The following is a 23,329-nucleotide window of genomic DNA, read 5'->3' as shown; positions in this document are numbered from 1 at the left end:
CGAAGGAGTACTTGGTTCGTACGGTGGAAGAGTGGCAGCCGCTCAAATATCAATGTGACATTACAGAGCTGATTGTTTAGGATGGCAGCAGGAAGGTCAATACTTTGGCATAAACTTAATAGCCAACAGATATCGACAATTAATTGACGTCAAAAGCGTCGAACTCACTATTGAAACATTCCATCAGAAGCGGCAATTCAGCGCCTGCTGGCATGGAAGCCAAATTGAACGGGTAGTCCGGAGAGTCCAATGAGCAGTGTTGTTGCCATCGTCAAAAGCATTGTTGGCCAAGTAATCGCCGTATCCCCAGAAGGGATTCAACGTGTACTCATCGAAGGTGACCGCCTGTTCGCTGGCGAGCAGGTACTCACCGGCCTGGCCGGTGCCGTCACCCTGGAATTGGCCGATGGCCGCAGCCTGGACCTGGGCCGTGATACTCAGTGGAGTGCCGACACCCCGGACAGCAGCACTGACCTGGCGGCTGCCACCGCTCAGGCAGCGCCTTCGGTCGAAGAGCTGCAACAGGCCATCGCCGCCGGTGCTGACCCGACTACCGAACTTGAAGCCACCGCAGCCGGCCCGACTGCCGCAGGTAGCGGCGGCGCGGCCGGTGGTGGCCACAGCTTCGTCATGCTCGATGCCACCGCAGGCTCGGTCGACCCGACCATTGGCTTCCCGACCGGCCCTATCGGCTTTGCCACCGGCGCCGCCACCCAGGAGCTGGGCGGCCTGGACGATGCCAACAACCCGGCAACCACCACGCCTACCCGCGAGTCCGGCCTGACCCTGAGCGCCACGCCGTCGATCACCGAGGCCGGTGGCGTGATCATCTACACCGCCACCCTGGGCCAGCCACCGCTGACCGACCTGACCGTGACCCTGTCCAATGGCCAGGTCATCGTCATCAACGCCGGGCAGACCACCGGCAGCGTCAGCGTGACCATCCCGCCGAACGATACCGTGTACCTGGACAGCAGTGAGATCTCCACGACCATCACCGGCACCACCGGCGGCGCGGGCCTGATCGTCACCCCGGACACCACCCCGGCGGTGACCCAGATCACCGACACCATCGACACCACCACAGTCACCCTGACCGCCAACCCGAGTGTCACCGAAGGCGGCGTGATCACCTACACCGCTACCCTGACCAATCCGGCGCAGACGCCGGTGACCGTCACCCTGTCCAACGGCAGCACTATCACCATCGGCGCCGGCCAGAGCACCGGTACCGTTGACGTGCAGACGCCAGCGAACGACGTCTACAACAACGGCAGCAGCGTCAGCACCACCATCACTGGCGCCACGGGCGGCAACTTCGAGAACCTGGTACCGAACCCGAACCCGGCGGTCACCACCATTACCGACTCGATCGATGACACCGGCCTGAGCCTGAACGCCACCGGTACCGTGGCCGAAGGCGGCTCGATCATCTACACCGCGACCCTGACCAACCCGGCCGGCACACCAGTGACCGTGACCCTGAGCAACGGCGCGGTGATCACCATTGCCGCAGGCCAGACCGAAGGCAGCGTCACCGTGCCTGCGCCAAGCGATGACGTGTATGTCGATGCCGGCAACGTCAGCGTGAGCATCGACAAAGTCGATGGCGGCAACTTCGAGAACCTGGTGGTCAGCAATCAGCCGGCAGTGACTGAAGTTACTGACACCATCGATACGTCGACCGTCACCCTGACGGCCAATAGCAGCGTTGCCGAAGGTGGTGTGGTGACCTACACCGCTTCGGTCACTGCGCCAGTCACCGGTTCTGCGCTGGTTATTACCCTGGCCAATGGTCAGCAGATCACTATTCCGGTCGGCCAGAGCACTGGCTCGGTCGAGTTCGTTGCGCCGAACAACGTGCACACCACCAACCCGGACCTGACCAACAGCATCACCGGCACTTCCGGCGGCAACTACGAGAAGCTGGACACTGCGGGTAACCCAGTGACCACCGTCACCGACGGTCCAGGTACCGATGACACTACTGGCCTGAAACTGACGGCCACTGGTTCGGTCGCAGAAGGCGGTTCGATTGTTTATACCGCAACGCTGACCAACCCGGCCGGTACCGAAATGAAAGTCACCCTGAGCAATGGTGAAGTGATCACCATCGCCGCGGGCCAAACCGAAGGCAGCATTACCGTCGCAGCGCCTGCCGATGACGTCTACATCGATGCCGGTGAAGTGAGCGTGACCGTCACTGGCACTACGGGCGGTGATTTCGAGAAAGTTGCAGTAGATGGCACTCCGGCCGTTACTCAAGTGACGGACACCATCGATACTTCGACTGTCACCTTGACTGCGAACAGCAGCGTTGCCGAAGGTGGCGTCGTCACCTACACCGCTTCGGTCACTGCGCCGGTTACCGGTTCTGCGTTGGTGATCAACCTGGCCAATGGTCAGCAGATCACTATTCCGGTCGGCCAGAGCACTGGCTCGGTTGAGTTCGTTGCGCCGAACAACGTCCACACCACCAATCCGGACCTGACCAACAGCATTACCGGCACCACCGGTGGCAACTACGAGAAGCTGGACACTGCGGGTAACCCAGTGACCACCGTCACCGACGGTCCAGGTACCGATGACACTACTGGCCTGAAACTGACGGCCACTGGTTCGGTCGCAGAAGGCGGTTCGATTGTTTATACCGCAACGCTGACCAACCCGGCCGGTACCGAAATGAAGGTCACCCTGAGCAATGGTGAAGTGATCACCATCGCCGCGGGCCAAACCGAAGGCAGCATTACCGTCGCAGCGCCTGCCGATGACGTCTACATCGATGCCGGTGAAGTGAGCGTGACCGTCACTGGCACTACGGGCGGTGATTTCGAGAAAGTTGCAGTAGATGGCACTCCGGCCGTTACTCAAGTGACGGACACCATCGATACTTCGACTGTCACCTTGACTGCGAACAGCAGCGTTGCCGAAGGTGGCGTCGTCACCTACACCGCTTCGGTCACTGCGCCGGTTACCGGTTCTGCGTTGGTGATCAACCTGGCCAATGGTCAGCAGATCACTATTCCGGTCGGCCAGAGCACTGGCTCGGTCGAGTTCGTTGCGCCGAACAACGTGCACACCACCAACCCGGACCTGACCAACAGCATCACCGGTACCACCGGTGGTAACTACGAGAAGCTGGACACTGCGGGTAACCCAGTGACTACCGTCACCGATGGCCCAGGTACCGATGACACCACCGGTCTGAAATTGACCGCTACTGGCTCTGTGGCCGAAGGCGGCGACATCATCTACACCGCCACCCTGACCAATCCGGCTGGCACCGAGATGAAGGTGACCCTGAGCAACGGTGAAGTGATCACCATCGCTGCCGGTCAGACCGAAGGCAGCATCACTGTTCCGGCTCCGGAAGACGATGTGTACATCGATGCGGGCGAAGTCAGCGTCACTGTCACCGGCACCACCGGTGGCGACTTCGAGAAGCTGGCTGTGGATAACACTCCAGCCGTTACCGAAGTGACTGACACCATCGACACCTCGACCGTCACCCTGACCGCTACTCCAAGCGTGACTGAGGGTGGTGTGGTGACTTACACCGCCTCGGTGACTGCGCCAGTAACCGGTTCTGCGCTCGTGGTGACTCTGGCTAACGGCCAACAGATCACTATCCCTGTAGGTTCCAGCTCGGGCACCGTGGACTTCGTTGCACCAAACAACGTACACACCACCAACCCGGACCTGACCAACAGCATCACCGGTACCACCGGCGGCAACTACGAGAAGCTGGACACTGCGGGTAACCCAGTGACCACCGTCACCGACGGTCCAGGTACTGACGACACTACCGGTCTGAAGTTGACCGCTACTGGTTCGGTCGCTGAAGGCGGCGACATCATCTACACCGCCACCCTGACCAATCCGGCTGGCACCGAGATGAAGGTCACCCTGAGCAACGGTGAAGTCATCACCATTGCTGCCGGTCAGACCGAAGGCAGCATCACTGTTCCGGCTCCGGAAGACGATGTGTACATCGATGCGGGCGAAGTTAGCGTCACTGTCACCGGCACCACCGGTGGCGACTTCGAGAAGCTGGCTGTGGATAACACTCCAGCCGTCACCGAAGTGACTGACACCATCGACACCAGCACCGTTACCCTGACTGCTACCCCGAGCGTGACCGAAGGTGGCGTAGTCACCTACACCGCTTCCGTCACCGCGCCGGTGACTGGTTCTGCGTTGGTGATCAACCTGGCCAACGGTCAGCAGATCACCATCCCGGTCGGCTCCAGCTCCGGCACCGTGGACTTCGTGGCACCGAACAACGTCCACACCACCAATCCGGACCTGACCAACAGCATCACCGGCACCACCGGTGGCAACTACGAGAAGCTGGACACTGCGGGTAACCCAGTGACTACCGTCACCGATGGCCCAGGCACTGACGACACCACCGGTCTGAAGCTGACGGCTACCGGTTCGGTCGCTGAAGGCGGCGACATCATCTACACCGCCACCCTGACCAACCCAGCTGGCACCGAGATGAAAGTCACCCTGAGCAACGGTGAAGTGATCACCATCGCTGCGGGTCAGACCGAAGGCAGCATCACTGTTCCGGCTCCAGAAGACGATGTGTACATCGATGCCGGCGAAGTCAGCGTCACCGTGACCGGCACCACTGGTGGCGACTTCGAGAAGCTGGCTGTGGATAACACCCCAGCCGTCACCGAAGTGACTGACACCATCGACACTTCGACTGTCACTCTGACCGCGACGCCAAGCGTGACCGAAGGCGGCGTCGTCACCTACACCGCGTCGGTCACCGCGCCGGTGACTGGTTCTGCGTTGGTGATCAACCTGGCCAACGGTCAGCAGATCACCATCCCGGTCGGCTCCAGCTCCGGCACCGTGGACTTCGTTGCGCCAAACAACGTGCACACCACCAATCCGGACCTGACCAACAGCATCACCAGCACCACCGGTGGTAACTACGAGAAGCTGGATACCGCGGGCAACCCAGTGACTACCGTCACCGATGGCCCAGGTACTGACGACACTACCGGTCTGAAATTGACCGCTACCGGCTCCGTGGCCGAAGGCGGCGACATCATCTACACCGCGACCCTGACCAACCCAGCTGGCACCGAGATGAAGGTGACTCTGAGCAACGGTGAAGTGATCACCATTGCTGCGGGCCAGACCGAAGGCAGCATCACTGTTCCGGCTCCGGAAGACGATGTGTACATCGATGCCGGCGAAGTCAGCGTGACCATCGCTGGCACCACCGGTGGTGATTTCGAGAAAGTCGAAGTCGACCCGGCGGCGGCAGTGACTGAAGTCACCGATACCATCGACACTTCGACTGTCACCCTGACCGCTACTCCAAGCGTGACTGAGGGTGGTGTGGTTACCTACACCGCCTCGGTGACTGCTCCGGTTACCGGCTCGAACCTGGTCATTACTCTGGCCAACGGTCAGCAGATCACCATCCCAGTCGGCTCCAGCTCGGGCACCGTGGACTTCGTTGCACCGAACAACGTACACACCACCAATCCGGACCTGACCAACAGCATCACCGGTACCACCGGTGGTAACTACGAGAAGCTGGACACTGCGGGTAACCCAGTGACCACCGTCACCGACGGTCCAGGTACTGACGACACTACCGGTCTGAAGTTGACCGCTACTGGTTCGGTCGCTGAAGGCGGCGACATCATCTACACCGCCACCCTGACCAATCCGGCTGGCACCGAGATGAAGGTCACCCTGAGCAACGGTGAAGTGATCACCATTGCTGCCGGTCAGACCGAAGGCAGTATTACTCTGCCGGCACCGGAAGACGATGTGTACATCGATGCGGGCGAAGTCAGCGTCACTGTCACCGGCACCACCGGTGGCGACTTCGAGAAGCTGGCTGTGGATAACACTCCAGCCGTTACCGAAGTGACTGACACCATCGACACCTCGACCGTCACCCTGACCGCTACTCCAAGCGTGACTGAGGGTGGTGTGGTGACTTACACCGCCTCGGTGACTGCGCCAGTAACCGGTTCTGCGCTCGTGGTGACTCTGGCTAACGGCCAACAGATCACTATCCCTGTAGGTTCCAGCTCGGGCACCGTGGACTTCGTTGCACCAAACAACGTACACACCACCAACCCGGACCTGACCAACAGCATCACCGGTACCACCGGCGGCAACTACGAGAAGCTGGACACTGCGGGTAACCCAGTGACCACCGTCACCGACGGCCCAGGCACTGACGACACTACCGGCCTGAAACTGACCGCTACCGGCTCCGTGGCCGAAGGCGGCGACATCATCTACACCGCTACGCTGACCAACCCAGCTGGCACCGAGATGAAGGTGACTCTGAGCAACGGTGAAGTGATCACCATTGCTGCAGGTCAGACCGAAGGCAGCATCACTGTTCCGGCACCGGAAGACGATGTGTACGTCGACGCCGGCGAAGTCAGCGTCACCGTGACCGGAACTACCGGTGGCGACTTCGAGAAGCTGGCTGTGGATAACACCCCGGCCGTCACCGAAGTGACTGACACCATCGACACTTCGACTGTCACTCTGACCGCGACGCCAAGCGTGACCGAAGGCGGCGTCGTCACCTACACCGCGTCGGTCACCGCGCCGGTGACTGGTTCTGCGTTGGTGATCAACCTGGCCAACGGTCAGCAGATCACCATCCCGGTCGGTTCCAGCTCGGGCACCGTGGACTTCGTTGCACCGAACAACGTGCACACCACCAACCCGGACCTGACCAACAGCATCACCGGCACCACCGGCGGCAACTACGAGAAGCTGGACACTGCGGGTAACCCAGTGACCACCGTCACCGACGGTCCAGGTACCGACGACACTACCGGTCTGAAGCTGACGGCTACCGGTTCGGTCGCTGAAGGCGGCGACATCATCTACACCGCCACCCTGACCAACCCAGCTGGCACCGAGATGAAGGTGACCCTGAGCAACGGTGAAGTCATCACCATCGCTGCGGGTCAGACCGAAGGCAGCATCACTGTTCCGGCTCCGGAAGACGATGTGTACATCGATGCCGGCGAAGTCAGCGTGACCATCGCTGGCACCACCGGTGGTGATTTCGAGAAAGTCGAAGTCGACCCGGCGGCGGCAGTGACTGAAGTCACCGATACCATCGACACTTCGACTGTCACCCTGACCGCTACTCCAAGCGTGACTGAGGGTGGTGTGGTTACCTACACCGCCTCGGTGACTGCTCCGGTTACCGGCTCGAACCTGGTCATTACTCTGGCCAACGGTCAGCAGATCACCATCCCAGTCGGCTCCAGCTCGGGCACCGTGGACTTCGTTGCACCGAACAACGTACACACCACCAATCCGGACCTGACCAACAGCATCACCGGTACCACCGGTGGTAACTACGAGAAGCTGGACACTGCGGGTAACCCAGTGACCACCGTCACCGACGGTCCAGGTACTGACGACACTACCGGTCTGAAGTTGACCGCTACTGGTTCGGTCGCTGAAGGCGGCGACATCATCTACACCGCCACCCTGACCAATCCGGCTGGCACCGAGATGAAGGTCACCCTGAGCAACGGTGAAGTGATCACCATTGCTGCCGGTCAGACCGAAGGCAGTATTACTCTGCCGGCACCGGAAGACGATGTGTACATCGATGCGGGCGAAGTCAGCGTCACTGTCACCGGCACCACCGGTGGCGACTTCGAGAAGCTGGCTGTGGATAACACTCCAGCCGTTACCGAAGTGACTGACACCATCGACACCTCGACCGTCACCCTGACCGCTACTCCAAGCGTGACTGAGGGTGGTGTGGTGACTTACACCGCCTCGGTGACTGCGCCAGTAACCGGTTCTGCGCTCGTGGTGACTCTGGCTAACGGCCAACAGATCACTATCCCTGTAGGTTCCAGCTCGGGCACCGTGGACTTCGTTGCACCAAACAACGTACACACCACCAACCCGGACCTGACCAACAGCATCACCGGTACCACCGGCGGCAACTACGAGAAGCTGGACACTGCGGGTAACCCAGTGACCACCGTCACCGACGGCCCAGGCACTGACGACACTACCGGCCTGAAACTGACCGCTACCGGCTCCGTGGCCGAAGGCGGCGACATCATCTACACCGCTACGCTGACCAACCCAGCTGGCACCGAGATGAAGGTGACTCTGAGCAACGGTGAAGTGATCACCATTGCTGCAGGTCAGACCGAAGGCAGCATCACTGTTCCGGCACCGGAAGACGATGTGTACGTCGACGCCGGCGAAGTCAGCGTCACCGTGACCGGAACTACCGGTGGCGACTTCGAGAAGCTGGCTGTGGATAACACCCCGGCCGTCACCGAAGTGACTGACACCATCGACACTTCGACTGTCACTCTGACCGCGACGCCAAGCGTGACCGAAGGCGGCGTCGTCACCTACACCGCGTCGGTCACCGCGCCGGTGACTGGTTCTGCGTTGGTGATCAACCTGGCCAACGGTCAGCAGATCACCATCCCGGTCGGTTCCAGCTCGGGCACCGTGGACTTCGTTGCACCGAACAACGTGCACACCACCAACCCGGACCTGACCAACAGCATCACCGGCACCACCGGCGGCAACTACGAGAAGCTGGACACTGCGGGTAACCCAGTGACCACCGTCACCGACGGTCCAGGTACCGACGACACTACCGGTCTGAAGCTGACGGCTACCGGTTCGGTCGCTGAAGGCGGCGACATCATCTACACCGCCACCCTGACCAACCCAGCTGGCACCGAGATGAAGGTGACCCTGAGCAACGGTGAAGTCATCACCATCGCTGCGGGTCAGACCGAAGGCAGCATCACTGTTCCGGCTCCGGAAGACGATGTGTACATCGACGCCGGTGAAGTCAGCGTCACTGTCACCGGCACCACCGGTGGCGACTTCGAGAAGCTGGCTGTGGATAACACGCCAGCCGTCACCGAAGTGACCGATACCATCGACACTTCGACTGTCACCCTGACCGCGACGCCAAGCGTGACTGAGGGTGGTGTGGTGACTTACACCGCTTCCGTCACCGCGCCGGTGACTGGTTCTGCGTTGGTGATCAACCTGGCCAACGGCCAACAGATCACCATCCCTGTCGGTTCGAGCTCCGGCACTGTGGACTTCGTTGCGCCGAACAACGTGCACACCACCAACCCAGACCTGACCAACAGCATCACCGGCACCACCGGTGGCAACTACGAGAAGCTGGACACTGCAGGCAACCCAGTGACCACCGTCACCGACGGTCCAGGTACCGACGACACTACCGGTCTGAAACTGACCGCTACCGGCTCCGTGGCCGAAGGCGGCGACATCATCTACACCGCCACCCTGACCAATCCGGCTGGCACCGAGATGAAGGTCACCCTGAGCAACGGTGAAGTGATCACCATTGCTGCTGGTCAGACCGAAGGCAGCATCACTGTTCCGGCTCCGGAAGACGATGTGTACATCGATGCCGGCGAAGTCAGCGTCACCGTGACCGGAACTACCGGTGGCGACTTCGAGAAGCTGGCTGTGGATAACACCCCGGCCGTCACCGAAGTGACTGACACCATCGACACCTCGACCGTCACCCTGACCGCTACTCCAAGCGTGACTGAGGGTGGTGTGGTTACCTACACCGCTTCGGTTACTGCTCCGGTTACCGGCTCGAACCTGGTCATTACTCTGGCCAACGGTCAGCAGATCACCATCCCAGTTGGTTCGAGCTCGGGCACCGTGGACTTCGTTGCACCAAACAACGTACACACCACCAATCCGGACCTGACCAACAGCATCACCGGCACCACCGGCGGCAACTACGAGAAGCTGGACACTGCGGGTAACCCAGTGACCACCGTCACCGATGGCCCAGGCACTGACGACACTACCGGCCTGAAACTGACCGCTACCGGCTCCGTGGCTGAAGGCGGCGACATCATCTACACCGCCACCCTGACCAATCCGGCTGGCACCGAGATGAAGGTGACCCTGAGCAACGGTGAAGTCATCACCATCGCTGCGGGTCAGACCGAAGGCAGCATCACTGTTCCGGCTCCGGAAGACGATGTGTACATCGATGCTGGCGAAGTCAGCGTCACCGTGACCGGCACCACTGGTGGCGACTTCGAGAAGCTGGCTGTGGATAACACCCCAGCCGTCACCGAAGTGACTGACACCATCGACACTTCGACTGTCACTCTGACCGCGACGCCAAGCGTGACCGAAGGCGGCGTCGTCACCTACACCGCTTCCGTCACCGCGCCGGTGACTGGTTCTGCGTTGGTGATCAACCTGGCCAACGGTCAGCAGATCACCATCCCGGTCGGTTCCAGCTCGGGCACCGTGGACTTCGTTGCACCAAACAACGTCCACACCACCAACCCGGACCTGACCAACAGCATCACCGGTACCACCGGCGGCAACTACGAGAAGCTGGACACTGCGGGTAACCCAGTGACCACCGTCACCGATGGCCCAGGCACTGACGACACTACCGGCCTGAAACTGACCGCTACCGGCTCCGTGGCTGAAGGCGGCGACATCATCTACACCGCCACCCTGACCAATCCGGCTGGCACCGAGATGAAGGTGACCCTGAGCAACGGTGAAGTCATCACCATCGCTGCGGGTCAGACCGAAGGCAGCATCACTGTTCCGGCTCCGGAAGACGATGTGTACATCGATGCTGGCGAAGTCAGCGTCACCGTGACCGGCACCACTGGTGGCGACTTCGAGAAGCTGGCTGTGGATAACACCCCAGCCGTCACCGAAGTGACTGACACCATCGACACTTCGACTGTCACTCTGACCGCGACGCCAAGCGTGACCGAAGGCGGCGTCGTCACCTACACCGCTTCCGTCACCGCGCCGGTGACTGGTTCTGCGTTGGTGATCAACCTGGCCAACGGTCAGCAGATCACCATCCCGGTCGGTTCCAGCTCGGGCACCGTGGACTTCGTTGCACCAAACAACGTCCACACCACCAACCCGGACCTGACCAACAGCATCACCGGTACCACCGGCGGCAACTACGAGAAGCTGGACACTGCGGGTAACCCAGTGACCACCGTCACCGACGGCCCAGGTACCGATGACACCACCGGCCTCAAACTCACCGCCACCGGCTCCGTGGCCGAAGGCGGCGACATCATCTACACCGTTACGCTGACCAACCCAGCTGGCACCGAGATGAAAGTCACCCTGAGCAACGGTGAAGTGATCACCATCGCTGCGGGTCAGACCGAAGGCAGCATCACTGTTCCGGCTCCGGAAGACGATGTGTACATCGATGCCGGCGAAGTCAGCGTCACCGTGACCGGCACCACTGGTGGCGACTTCGAGAAGCTGGCTGTGGATAACACCCCAGCCGTCACTGAAGTGACTGACACCATCGACACTTCGACTGTCACCCTGACCGCTACTCCAAGCGTGACTGAGGGTGGTGTGGTGACTTACACCGCTTCCGTCACCGCGCCGGTGACTGGTTCTGCGTTGGTGATCAACCTGGCCAACGGCCAACAGATCACCATCCCTGTCGGTTCGAGCTCCGGCACTGTGGACTTCGTTGCGCCGAACAACGTGCACACCACCAACCCAGACCTGACCAACAGCATCACCGGCACCACCGGCGGCAACTACGAGAAGCTGGACACTGCGGGTAACCCAGTGACCACCGTCACCGACGGTCCAGGTACCGACGACACTACCGGTCTGAAGCTGACGGCTACCGGTTCGGTCGCCGAAGGCGGCGACATCATCTACACCGCCACCCTGACCAACCCAGCCGGCACCGAAATGAAGGTGACCCTGAGCAACGGTGAAGTGATCACCATTGCTGCAGGTCAGACCGAAGGCAGCATCACTGTTCCGGCACCGGAAGACGATGTGTACGTCGACGCCGGCGAAGTCAGCGTCACCGTGACCGGAACTACCGGTGGCGACTTCGAGAAGCTGGCTGTGGATAACACCCCGGCCGTCACCGAAGTGACTGACACCATCGACACCTCGACCGTCACCCTGACCGCTACTCCAAGCGTGACTGAGGGTGGTGTGGTTACCTACACCGCTTCGGTTACTGCTCCGGTTACCGGCTCGAACCTGGTCATTACTCTGGCCAACGGTCAGCAGATCACCATCCCAGTTGGTTCGAGCTCGGGCACCGTGGACTTCGTTGCACCAAACAACGTACACACCACCAATCCGGACCTGACCAACAGCATCACCGGCACCACCGGCGGCAACTACGAGAAGCTGGACACTGCGGGTAACCCAGTGACCACCGTCACCGATGGCCCAGGCACTGACGACACTACCGGCCTGAAACTGACCGCTACCGGCTCCGTGGCCGAAGGCGGCGACATCATCTACACCGCGACCCTGACCAACCCAGCTGGCACCGAGATGAAGGTGACTCTGAGCAACGGTGAAGTGATCACCATTGCTGCAGGTCAGACCGAAGGCAGCATCACTGTTCCGGCACCGGAAGACGATGTGTACGTCGACGCCGGCGAAGTCAGCGTCACCGTGACCGGAACTACCGGTGGCGACTTCGAGAAGCTGGCTGTGGATAACACCCCGGCCGTCACCGAAGTGACTGACACCATCGACACCTCGACCGTCACCCTGACCGCTACTCCAAGCGTGACTGAGGGTGGTGTGGTTACCTACACCGCTTCGGTTACTGCTCCGGTTACCGGCTCGAACCTGGTCATTACTCTGGCCAACGGTCAGCAGATCACCATCCCAGTTGGTTCGAGCTCGGGCACCGTGGACTTCGTTGCACCAAACAACGTACACACCACCAATCCGGACCTGACCAACAGCATCACCGGCACCACCGGCGGCAACTACGAGAAGCTGGACACTGCGGGTAACCCAGTGACCACCGTCACCGATGGCCCAGGCACTGACGACACTACCGGCCTGAAACTGACCGCTACCGGCTCCGTGGCTGAAGGCGGCGACATCATCTACACCGCCACCCTGACCAATCCGGCTGGCACCGAGATGAAGGTGACCCTGAGCAACGGTGAAGTGATCACCATCGCTGCGGGCCAGACCGAAGGCAGCATCACTGTTCCAGCTCCGGAAGACGATGTGTACATCGACGCGGGCGAAGTCAGCGTCACTGTCACCGGCACCACTGGTGGCGACTTCGAGAAGCTGGCTGTGGATAACACGCCAGCCGTTACCGAAGTGACTGACACCATCGACACTTCGACTGTCACCCTGACCGCTACTCCAAGCGTGACTGAGGGTGGTGTGGTGACTTACACCGCCTCGGTGACTGCGCCAGTAACCGGTTCTGCGCTCGTGGTGACTCTGGCTAACGGCCAACAGATCACTATCCCTGTAGGTTCCAGCTCGGGCACCGTGGACTTCGTTGCACCAAACAACGTACACACCACCAACCCGGACCTGACCAACAGCATCACCGGTACCACCGGCGGCAACTACGAGAAGCTGGATACCGCTGGCAACCCAGTGACTACCGTCACCGACGGCCCAGGCACCGACGACACCACCGGCCTCAAGCTGACCGCGACTCCAACCGTCAATGAAGGCGGCTCGATCACTTACACCGCGACGCTGACCAATCCGGCCGGCACCGAGATGAAAGTGACCCTGAGCAACGGTGAAGTGATCACCATTGCCAAAGGCCAGACCGAAGGCAAGATCACCATCGATGCACCAAGCGACGACGTTTACATCGATGCAGGCCAGCTGAGCGTGACCGTCACTGGCACCACCGGCGGTGACTTCGAGAAGCTGGCTGTGGATAACACCCCAGCGATCACCGACGTCAAGGACACCATCGACACTTCGACGGTTACCCTGACCGCCAGCACCAACAGTGTTGTCGAAGGCGGCGTAGTGACTTACACCGCCAAGGTCTCCGCGCCGGTTACCGGTTCCGACCTGGTGATCAACCTGGCCAACGGTCAGCAAATCACCATCGTTGTCGGCCAGACCACTGGCACGGTGGATTACGTTGCACCGAACAACGTGCACACCACCAACCCGGACCTGACCAACAGCATCACCGGTACCAGCGGCGGCAACTACGAGAAACTGGTCAGCACCGGCAACACCACCGTCAGCGTCACCGACGGCCCGGGCACCAAGGACTCCGCCAGCCTGACCCTGACCGCGACCCCGACCGTGGCCGAAGGCGGCTCGATCACTTACGTGGCCAAGCTGAGCAATCCGGCCGGTACCGAGATGAAGGTCACCCTGAGCAACGGTGAGACCATCACCATCGCCGCAGGCCAGACCGAAGGCAAGGTGACCATCGCCGCGCCTGGCGATGACGTGTACATCGATGCCGGTAACGTCAGCGCGAAAATCACTGGCAGCACCGGTGGTGACTTCGAAGAGCTGAAGATCGACGGTTCGTCTGCCGTGACCAGCGTCACCGATACCATCGACACCACCAACCTGACCCTGAGCGCTACGCCGTCGGTCGCTGAAGGTGGCAACATCACCTACACCGCGACCTTGAGCAACAAGGCGCAGACCCCGGTCACCGTGACCCTGAGCAACGGTGCCAGCATCATCATCGACGCTGGCAAGACCACCGGTACGGTCAGCGTGCCTGCGCCAGCGGACGACGTGTACATCGATGCCGGCAGCGTCAACGCGACCATTACCGGCGCCACCGGTGGCAACTTCGAAGACCTGGCAATCAGCAAACAGCCAGCCGTCACCCAGGTGACCGACACCATCGACACCACCACCGTCAGCATCAGCGGCACCACCTCGGTGACCGAAGGTGATTCGGCCAACTACACCCTGACCCTGACCAACAAGGCGCAAACCGATGTGGTCATCAAGCTGACCTACAGCGGTACCGCCACCAATGGTGCGGACTACACCGGTGTGGCCACCGTGGTAATCAAGGCGGGCAGCAACGTTGGTACCTTCAGCGTGCCGATCATCCGCGACGGCATTGCCGAGAGCGCCGAGAACTTCACCGTGAAGATCGACTCGGCCACCGGCGGCAACTTCGAGAACCTGGTGGTCAGCGGCAGCGCTGGCAGTGTCACCACCACCATCGTCAGCAACGAGGCACCTGTTGCCGCTGGCGGTGCCGTGACCGGTACCGAAGATACCGACCTGGTGCTGAGCTGGGCCAACTTCGGCATCACCGATGCCGATACCCCTGCGGCTAACCTGGGTCTGACCATCACCAAACTGCCCGCCGATGGCGTGCTGCAGTACAAGGATGGCAACGTCTGGAAAACCCTGACCGACGCTGACGCCGGCAAAGTCTTCAGCAAGGCCGACATCGACGCTGGCAAGCTGAAATTCGTGCCGGATCACAACGAGTCGGGCATCGATGCCAACGGCGGCACCGGCGTCGGCAACAAAGAAGCCGACTACGCGCAGATCAAGTTCAAGCCGACTGACGGCCAGGGCCTGGGCAACGAGGCCACCATCAAGGTCGATATCACCCCGGTGGCCGACAAGCCTGACCTGAACATTGGCAGCAACAACGTCAACTCGATCGGCCTGGTCAAGGAAACCTGGAACAGCCTCAGCGGCCTGGGCACCAATGGCAACGGCATCACCGGCGACGCGCTGAAGACCGTGTTCGACAACTCGGGCAAGGCCAACAGCAGCTCGCTGGTGACCAACGCCCAGTCCGACGCCAGCGTCGTTGGCGGTTCCGGCTCGAAGACCTCCGGCCTGATCTACCTGGAAGCGGGCAAGACCTACAGCTTCAGCGGTGTCGGCGATGACAGCCTGCTGATCACCATCGGCGGCAAGAACGTGGCCCAGGCCACCTGGGGCGCTGGCGGTGCGATCAACGGTTCGTTCAAGCCGACCATCAGCGGCTACTACACCCTGGACATCTACCACGCCAACCAGAGCGGCCCTGGCAGCTATGACGTCAACCTGTCGGTCAACGGCAGCACCCCGGTCGACCTGAGCAACGCCAATATCCCGATGTACCCGGGCGTGAACGAGCTGACCAACGCCGGCGTCACCGTCGGCGAGTTGCACGGCGCCAATGGCGAAGGCTACTACCAGGGCTACAAGCTCAACGAAGGCGCCGAGAACGGCACCGTCAAGCTGGTCGGTATCTCCACCAACCTCACCGACACCGATGGTTCGGAAACCCTCAGCGTCAAGCTGGGCGGCATTCCGGCAGGCTCGGTACTGAGCGATGGCGCCGGCCACACCGTCACCGTCGGCAAGGACGCAGTCGATGTCACCGGCTGGAATCTCAACGGCTTGAGCATCAAGCCGCCGGCCTATTACCAGGGTCAGTTCGACGTGACCGTCACCTCGACGGCCACCGAGAAGGCCAACGGCAGCACTGACTTCAGCCAGGGCACGATCAAGGTCACCGTTTACCCGGATACCTACGTCACCACCAACCTCACGGCGGAGAGCGACAACCATACCCTGGGCACCAGCAACGACATCGTCGTCGCCGATGTCAACGGCCTGCACGTGGTACCGGGACAGGACTACAACCTGGCGTTCATCGTCGATACCTCCGGCAGTATGAAAGCCGCCGGTGTGGACGCTGCGCAGAAGTCCCTGCAGTCGGTGTTCGATACCCTGGCCAACAGTGTGAAGGGTGCACAGTCGGGTACCGTGAACATCCTGCTGGTGGACTTCTCCAGCCAGGTCAACAAGTCGGTTTCGGTCAACCTGTCCGATGCGGGCTCGCTGCAAGCGCTGAAGGATGCGCTCAAGGCCATGTATTCCGAGGGCGGTACCAACTACGAGGACGCCTTCAAGACGACGGCAAACTGGTTCCAGAACCTCAAAAATGCCGGCAACACCGGTAGCAACCAGACGTTCTTCATTACCGATGGCCAGCCGACTTTCCACCAGGCCAACGAGCAAGGCAACCCGCAGCTGGCCAGCTCCGGCTGGACCCTGGACAGCTTCCTCCAGTCGATCAACTACAAGCCAGGCGATACGCTGAACCGCTACCAGCTGGACAGCAATAACCGGGTCAGTATCGATGCCGACGGTAACCTCAATGCCCAGTACAAGTACTACGGCAACTGGTACACCTCGACCTCCGGCACCATCCGCGCTCAGGGCGATGGCACCTACGAGCTGTCCAGCCGTTCCGGTTGGGGCAATGGCACCAGCAACGACACCTGGAACAACTCGCTGGACAGCTTCAAGATCCTCAGCGGCCTCTCCAGCGTCGAAGCCATCGGCCTGAACAGTGGCGTTAACGTCAACGATCTCAAGCCGTTCGACAGCGACAGTAAACCGCAGACCAACATCGACCCAAGCCAACTGGCCGAAGCGATCCTTGGTCATACCGAGGCCACCAAGCCGGGCAACGACACGGTCAGCGGCGGCGATGGCCACGACATCCTGTTCGGCGACCTGGTCAGCTTCGACTCGATCGCCGGCAACGGTGTCGAAGCCATACAGGCCTACGTGGCCGGCAAGCTGGGGGTCAACCTGGGTGACGTCGATGGCCGCGTGCTGCATCAGTACATCACCGAGCACGTCAGCGAGTTCGATGTGTCGCGCAGCAACGATGGCGCCGACATCCTCATCGGTGGCGACGGCAATGACATTCTCTTCGGCCAGGGTGGCAACGACTACCTCGATGGCGGCAAGGGTAATGACATCCTCCTTGGCGGTACCGGCAACGACACCCTGCTGGGCGGTGAAGGCAACGACATCCTGATCGGCGGCAAGGGCGACGACATCATGACCGGCGGTAGCGGGGCCGACACCTTCGTGTGGAAGGCCGGCGACACCGGCAAGGACGTGATCAAGGACTTCAAGGCTGCCGAAGGCGACCGTCTGGACCTGAGCGACCTGCTCCAGGGCGAGAAGGCCAGCACCATCGACAACTACCTGAAGATCACCACGGTCAACGGCGAGTCGACCCTGCAGGTCAGCTCCGAAGGCAAGCTTAATGCCTCCGGCGGCCTGGCCAATGCCGATGTGACGATCAAGCTGGAAGGGGTTAATTGGGCCAATACCACGATCAACTCGCTGGTTACCGGTGCCGACCCGACCATCAAGATCGACCACTCCAACAGCTGATCCACGGCCTGCGCCAGCCCTCCCGGGGCTGGCGCGGCGCTTCGGACTTTGCCTGCACCGTATTCACAGCGCATACTCGCTCGCCGGGCTACACGCCCGACCAGCTTGGCCTATGCTGCTGACTGCGGATACGGACTGACATTCAGAGGGATACCCCATGTTCTACGTGCAACGCGATGCACAGGGCCAACTGGTCCGGGTAGAGGCCGCACCCTACGCCGAATACACGGAAATCCTCCCGGCCGACCATGCCGAGATCCAGGAGTGGTTCGCCGACGATGTGGTCGAGAACAGCCTCAAACAACTCAAACAGAGTGACCTGGACATGATCCGGGTGCTCGAGGATTTGATCGAAGTGCTGACCACCAAAGGCGTGATCAGCATTACCGACCTGCCGCCCGGCGCGCAGGCCAAATTGCTCAGCCGCTCCAATGCTCGCCAGGTGCTGGGCGGGTTGACCAACCTGATCGATGACAGTGAAGAAAACGGCGGCCTGATCTGAGCGCTGCAGGCCCGTTGCCGGCCTGCAGCCGCTTGCTTCAACGCCAGGGTGCCGGCTCGCCGATCAGTCGTCCCTGAACCCCTTGAATGCCCATCTCGCGCAATACCTTGAGCTCACCCTCGGTTTCGACCCGCTCGGCAATCAGCGGCAAGTCGATGCTGTGCGCTGCGCGCTGGATCGCTTCAATGAACAGGCGCTTGTGCCGTTCATGGTCGATGGCGCGGATGTAGCTGCCGTCGATTTTCAGGTAAGCCAGGCCCAGGTGCGCCAGGTTGCCGATCATGCTGAAACGCCCGCCAAAACGCTGCAGGCTGAGGCTAAAGCCCAAGGCCCGCAGACGGCGGGTGAGCTGTTCGAGCACCGCTTGTTCAGGCAGTTGCTCTTCGCCGATCTCAAGGGTCAGGCGCGGGCCCAGCACAGCGTTCTGGCCAAGCAGCTCATAGACTCGCTGTAACGCCTTGGGGTCGGCCAGGGTCGCCGCCGACACGTTCAGGGCCAGCGCTTCATTGTGGTTGTGCATATGCTTGAGCACCTGTTCAAGCATCAGCACATCGAGCCGCGCCGACCAGCCAAAACGCTCCAGCCACGGCAGGAAGCGCCCGGCGGCAACGGCCTGGCCCTGGGCATCGAGCACCCGCGAGATCACTTTGTAATGCAGCACACGCTCCGGCGCATCGCAGGCCACCACCGGCTGGAAGAACAACTGGAAGCGACCCTGCTGCAACGCCTCATCAAGCAGCGTGTGCCAGGCATGGTGAGTATCGCCGGCTTGCGGCGCGGTGCCCTGCTCCAGGCACACCCAGCCCGGCTCCAGCTGGCTCTCGGCGCGGGCCAGGGCTTCGTCGGCAAGCTTGAGCAAGGCCTGCGGGTCATCGCCCGGACTGTAAGGGGCCATGCCGATGCAAGCGACCGGGGTCACATCGCTGGCGCCGGTGTCGGCCAGGCTCTGCAAGGTCACTTCCAGGGCCTGGGCCAACTGGGTCGCCTCTTCATGCACCAACCCCGGCGCCAGCACGGCGAACTCGCCGCCGCGGCTGCGGGTGATCAGGTTGTTGGTTTCCGGGTAGTTGGCGCAGGTGCGTTGCAACTGCTGGCCGACTGCTTGCAGCAACTGGTCGGTGCGCTGACCACCCAGACGCTGGTTGAGCCCGGCCAGGTCCTTGACCCGCAGCAATAGCAGGTAACCCGGGCGCGCTTCTTCGAGGTTGCTGACCAAGGCGTTGAGCTGCATTTCGAAATAGCGGCGGTTGGCAAGGCCGGTGAGGCTGTCCTGGTACGACTCGACCCGCAGCTTCTCGCTGCGTTCGGCCTGCTCCTGGAACAGCGCCTTGAGCTTCTCGACCATCTGGTTCATGGCCTGTACTACCCGGCGCAACTCCGGGGTGCGTGGCAGGTCTGGCAGGCTGAGGAACTCACGCCGGGCAATGGCGTGGGACTGCGCCACCATGTAATCCAGCGGCTTGAGCTGGCGACGCAGCAACAATGCGCCAAGCACCGCACTCAACGCGCCGCACAGCAGCAGCCAGCCGAGGCTGCCCAGTGCACTCTGCCAGAGCTTGGCCAGGGCGAACATCGGATGGCTGACCACCTCGACCCGTGCCGCCTGTTGCCAGCCGCGGCTGACGATGGCATCGCCACCGGCCGCCTCCAGGCCGATCAGGCGGATGAACCAGGCCGGCACACCATTGGCATCAGGCTCGGCATGGCGTTCCACCAGCAGGGCATTGGAGCCCGTGTCGATGACCTTGATGCTCGAATAGTAACCACTGTCGAAGATCGAGCTGACCATCAGCTCGACCATTGCCGGGTCATCAATATTCGGTGTCAGCGACAACGCCAGGGCCGTAGCGGCATCCTGGGCGTGAGAGCGCAACTGGTTGACGTACTGGCTGCGCGAACTCTCCAGGCTGACCATGAAGCTGCCGCTGAAGGCGACCACCAGGAACAGGCAGATGGCAAGCAGCAATTGTTTGAACAGTGACATCTGTGCTCCTTCAGTAAGCCGGCTCGGCGGGGAAGCCTTCGGCCTGCATCTTCTTCAATAGATCCTGCCAACGCGACAAACGTTTGGTGTCGCCGACTTTCTTGTTGCCACCCGCCCCGGTCAGCCACAGGCCCTCACCGTTGAACGAATACACCGGCAACAGGTCCGGCCGCTGGCTGGCGGGCTTGATCGCATCGATCAGGCTGTCGAGCACCAGCGGCATGGCCTCCGGGCTTGAATAATAGGTCAGGACCATGTGCGCACGGTTCTGGCGCAGGGCCTTGACGTAGGTAATGCGCAGTTTTTCGGCAGGAACCCCGAGCCGGCGCAGGCTGAAATACTTGGCGATAGCGTAGTCTTCACAGTCACCAGCGCCCTTGATCAACGATTGCACCGGCGTTGCCCAGTAGTCCACCTCACGCCACAGGTCGATGTCTTCGACATAGCGCAACTGCTGGTTGAAGAACTGGTTGACCACCTTCAGGCGCTCAGCTTCGCTGCCTTGCTTCTGGGTTGCCAACAGGTTCTGCCAGGCATCGATGCGGCCCTGACCAGGCCCCAATGGCCCGTACAACGACTGAGCGCGGCGGCTGATCTGGGAAAAGTCCCAGTCCGCCTGCAGGCCGCCCAGCAACAGGCAGCCGAGCACCACGGCCAGGCCAAGCCGGCGCAGGGTCAATTGAACAGCCCAACGTATCGCCAATGCGAATAATCCGCGCAGACTTGTGAGAAAACACCGATGGTGCGGCCTCACCCCGAAAAAAACAATGGCACCATACAATCACCCTGCCATCAACCTGTTGATCATGAGCAACCCCTTGTCAGGCGCGGGCTACAACCCTGCTTCCCTTGAGCAAAAACTTCCTTCACGATAGCAAGCATGGCGCCGGTGAGCGTGGTTTCGCATTGTTGATGCGCGGCCTCATCGATGCGGTTTGACAAGTAAATCTCTCCTAACTAGGGTTATTGGATCCAATGACCCCCTTCGACTTCAGGCAAAGACAGCGTGGGCGGAAAAACCAAACTCCTGAGCGAAATCCTGGGTGGCGAGCAAGTTCCGCCACACTTGGCTCGTACTGTGATCGAAGAACGGCTGCGCAGTGCCATCCTTGATGGTCGCCTGGAGCCCGGTCTGGCCTTGCGCCAACAGGAACTGGCCACTTTGTTTGGCGTCAGCCGCATGCCCGTGCGCGAAGCCCTGCGCCAGCTGGAGGCACAATCGCTGCTGCAGGTGGTGGCGCACAAGGGTGCGGTGGTCGCGCCGCTGATCGGCGAGGATGCCGTAGATACCTATGCCTTGCGGGTCATTCTGGAATCCGAAGCGTTGCGTCAGTCGATTCCGTTGCTCGATGCCGACGACATTGCCCTGGCGCGCAGCTATATCGCCCAACTGGAAAACGAAACCCGGCATGCCGAAATCGGGCGCCTGAACCGCTTGTTCCACATGAGCCTGTATAGCAAGGCGAGCAATCAGAAACTCTTGCGACTGATTGAAAACGAACTCAATGAAGAAGAACGCTTTCTGCGTTTCCACTTATCCTCGATGGGCCTGGGCAAGTTGACCCAGGACGATCACATCGGGTTGGTGGACGCCGCTAATGACAAGTCGGTTGAAGAAGCCGTCAGGATTCTCGAACGCCACCTGAACAACGGGGCGAAAACGATCAAGGCCTACCTGAGCCGACAATCGACAGAGTAAAACCACGGCCACTGCCGGCGACCCCGGCCAATGGCCGCAATTGCGCTCGGGGCATACCTTGAGCGAAAGGACAGGCCGTGCACGCCCCTACTCTTCAGCGCAGAACCGTACCAGGCTCTGCCCAGCCGCCCCAGGTTCGCCTGATCTGCCTTGCCTGCAGCGAGGACCACCTGAGCCAATACCGTGCCTGGGCAGCGGAGCTTAACGAACATATCGAACTGGTGACCGTCAACGTCCTGGCCTACGGCGATCTGACAACCTCGCTGCCCCTGCAAAACAAGTGCGCCCTGGTCGCATCATTGGTCGAACGCTTACAGGTCTACCTGCGCACCCCCCATGCCCTGTTCGGCCAGGGGCCGGGCGCCCAGCTCGCCTTTGCCCTGGCCAATCACGCCGCGCAACTGCACCCAGGGCAGACGCGTCATCTGTTTGTCTCCACATGCGACAGCCCCCATGCGACGACGGCCGGTGAATCGGCAGCAGCGCTCAACGTGCCCGTCACGGCGCTGTATCCGTCAGGTTATCTGGCGCGGATGCTGGGCTGGCATGATTTCAGCAGCCGCGAAATCGAGCTGATCGAACTACCTGAAGAGCAAGGCAACGACCCTATGCTCAATCAGCGCCTGCTCCAGATCATCAACACCCATCTGGGCCTGCTAAGCCTGTAAACCCAGGCGCACGGCCATCCGGCGAGGGGCTCTGGCCCCTGAATTCTCTCCTCCTGTTGCAGCCAGCCATGGCGGCCCCTGCATTTTCGGCACACTCTTACCCGCGCAGCGACCGCTGATCGCCGTCAGGCGGGCCAGGTCGCGTGCCTATTGCACACCTGCAGAAGGAGCCTGGCGCCGGGCAAGGACCGATATCGATCAGCTGCCCCCAAGAGTCAACCTCGTCCGACTTACATTATTTAGTGCTCCGAGTGAGGCATTCACTCACGCAGTTTTATTCTGACACTTAGTTGCCGGAAGGAGCACTTACATAAAAATAAAACTTTAATCCAAAGTTTTAATTACTTGCTTCACACCCGAAAACCATCAACTAAAAATATAATTAACAAAATGATTGCCGAACACTTAAAAGTTGTTCTAACTTTTTATCGGCACGGGCCAACCTGAGCAAAAACACCCGT

6 protein-coding genes are annotated in these 23,329 nt (G+C 61.0%); 4 read left to right on the top strand and 2 right to left on the bottom strand.

Annotation, left to right across the window (positions count from 1 at the left end; translation table 11 throughout):
• Positions 1-249: 249 nt before the first annotated feature.
• Both PspR32_RS00650 and PspR32_RS00645 read left to right on the top strand, forming a co-directional pair.
• Complete coding sequence (locus PspR32_RS00650; protein ID WP_174242281.1) at positions 250-18,015, top strand: immunoglobulin-like domain-containing protein; 17,766 nt, start codon at positions 250-252, stop codon at positions 18,013-18,015.
• Between the two features lie 157 nt (positions 18,016-18,172).
• Complete coding sequence (locus tag PspR32_RS00645; protein WP_010220450.1) at positions 18,173-18,517, top strand: hypothetical protein; 345 nt, start codon at positions 18,173-18,175, stop codon at positions 18,515-18,517.
• A gap of 37 nt (positions 18,518-18,554) precedes the next feature.
• Here PspR32_RS00645 and lapD read toward each other — a convergent pair whose 3' ends face one another.
• Complete coding sequence (lapD, locus tag PspR32_RS00640; RefSeq protein ID WP_010220449.1) at positions 18,555-20,501, bottom strand: cyclic di-GMP receptor LapD; 1,947 nt, start codon at positions 20,499-20,501, stop codon at positions 18,555-18,557.
• A gap of 10 nt (positions 20,502-20,511) precedes the next feature.
• On the bottom strand, positions 20,512-21,204 hold the full coding sequence (lapG, locus tag PspR32_RS00635) for a cysteine protease LapG (RefSeq protein WP_010220448.1): 693 nt from the start codon (positions 21,202-21,204) through the stop codon (positions 20,512-20,514).
• A gap of 303 nt (positions 21,205-21,507) precedes the next feature.
• Here lapG and PspR32_RS00630 point away from each other — a divergent pair, with 303 nt between their 5' ends.
• Together PspR32_RS00630 and PspR32_RS00625 are read left to right on the top strand one after the other, a co-directional pair.
• Positions 21,508-22,200 (top strand): GntR family transcriptional regulator, encoded by a 693-nt coding sequence (locus tag PspR32_RS00630; RefSeq protein ID WP_010220447.1) that lies wholly within the window; start codon positions 21,508-21,510, stop codon positions 22,198-22,200.
• Between the two features lie 77 nt (positions 22,201-22,277).
• A complete protein-coding gene (locus PspR32_RS00625) occupies positions 22,278-22,868 on the top strand; it encodes a thioesterase domain-containing protein (RefSeq protein ID WP_159387957.1) in 591 nt (196 codons plus the stop codon).
• Positions 22,869-23,329 lie beyond the last annotated feature (461 nt).

This window comes from Pseudomonas sp. R32 (assembly GCF_009866705.1).
GTDB classification, from domain to species: Bacteria; Pseudomonadota; Gammaproteobacteria; order Pseudomonadales; family Pseudomonadaceae; genus Aquipseudomonas; species Aquipseudomonas donghuensis.
This window is presented reverse-complemented; position numbering and strand designations above follow the sequence as displayed.

What these genes read in the sequence shown, in the direction of transcription:
- PspR32_RS00645 (WP_010220450.1), top strand. Translation starts at nt 18,173, where the DNA reads ATGTTCTACGTGCAACGCGATGCACAGGGCCAACTGGTCCGGGTAGAG.
- lapD (WP_010220449.1), bottom strand. Translation starts at nt 20,501, where the DNA reads ATGTCACTGTTCAAACAATTGCTGCTTGCCATCTGCCTGTTCCTGGTG.
- PspR32_RS00650 (WP_174242281.1), top strand. Translation starts at nt 250, where the DNA reads ATGAGCAGTGTTGTTGCCATCGTCAAAAGCATTGTTGGCCAAGTAATC.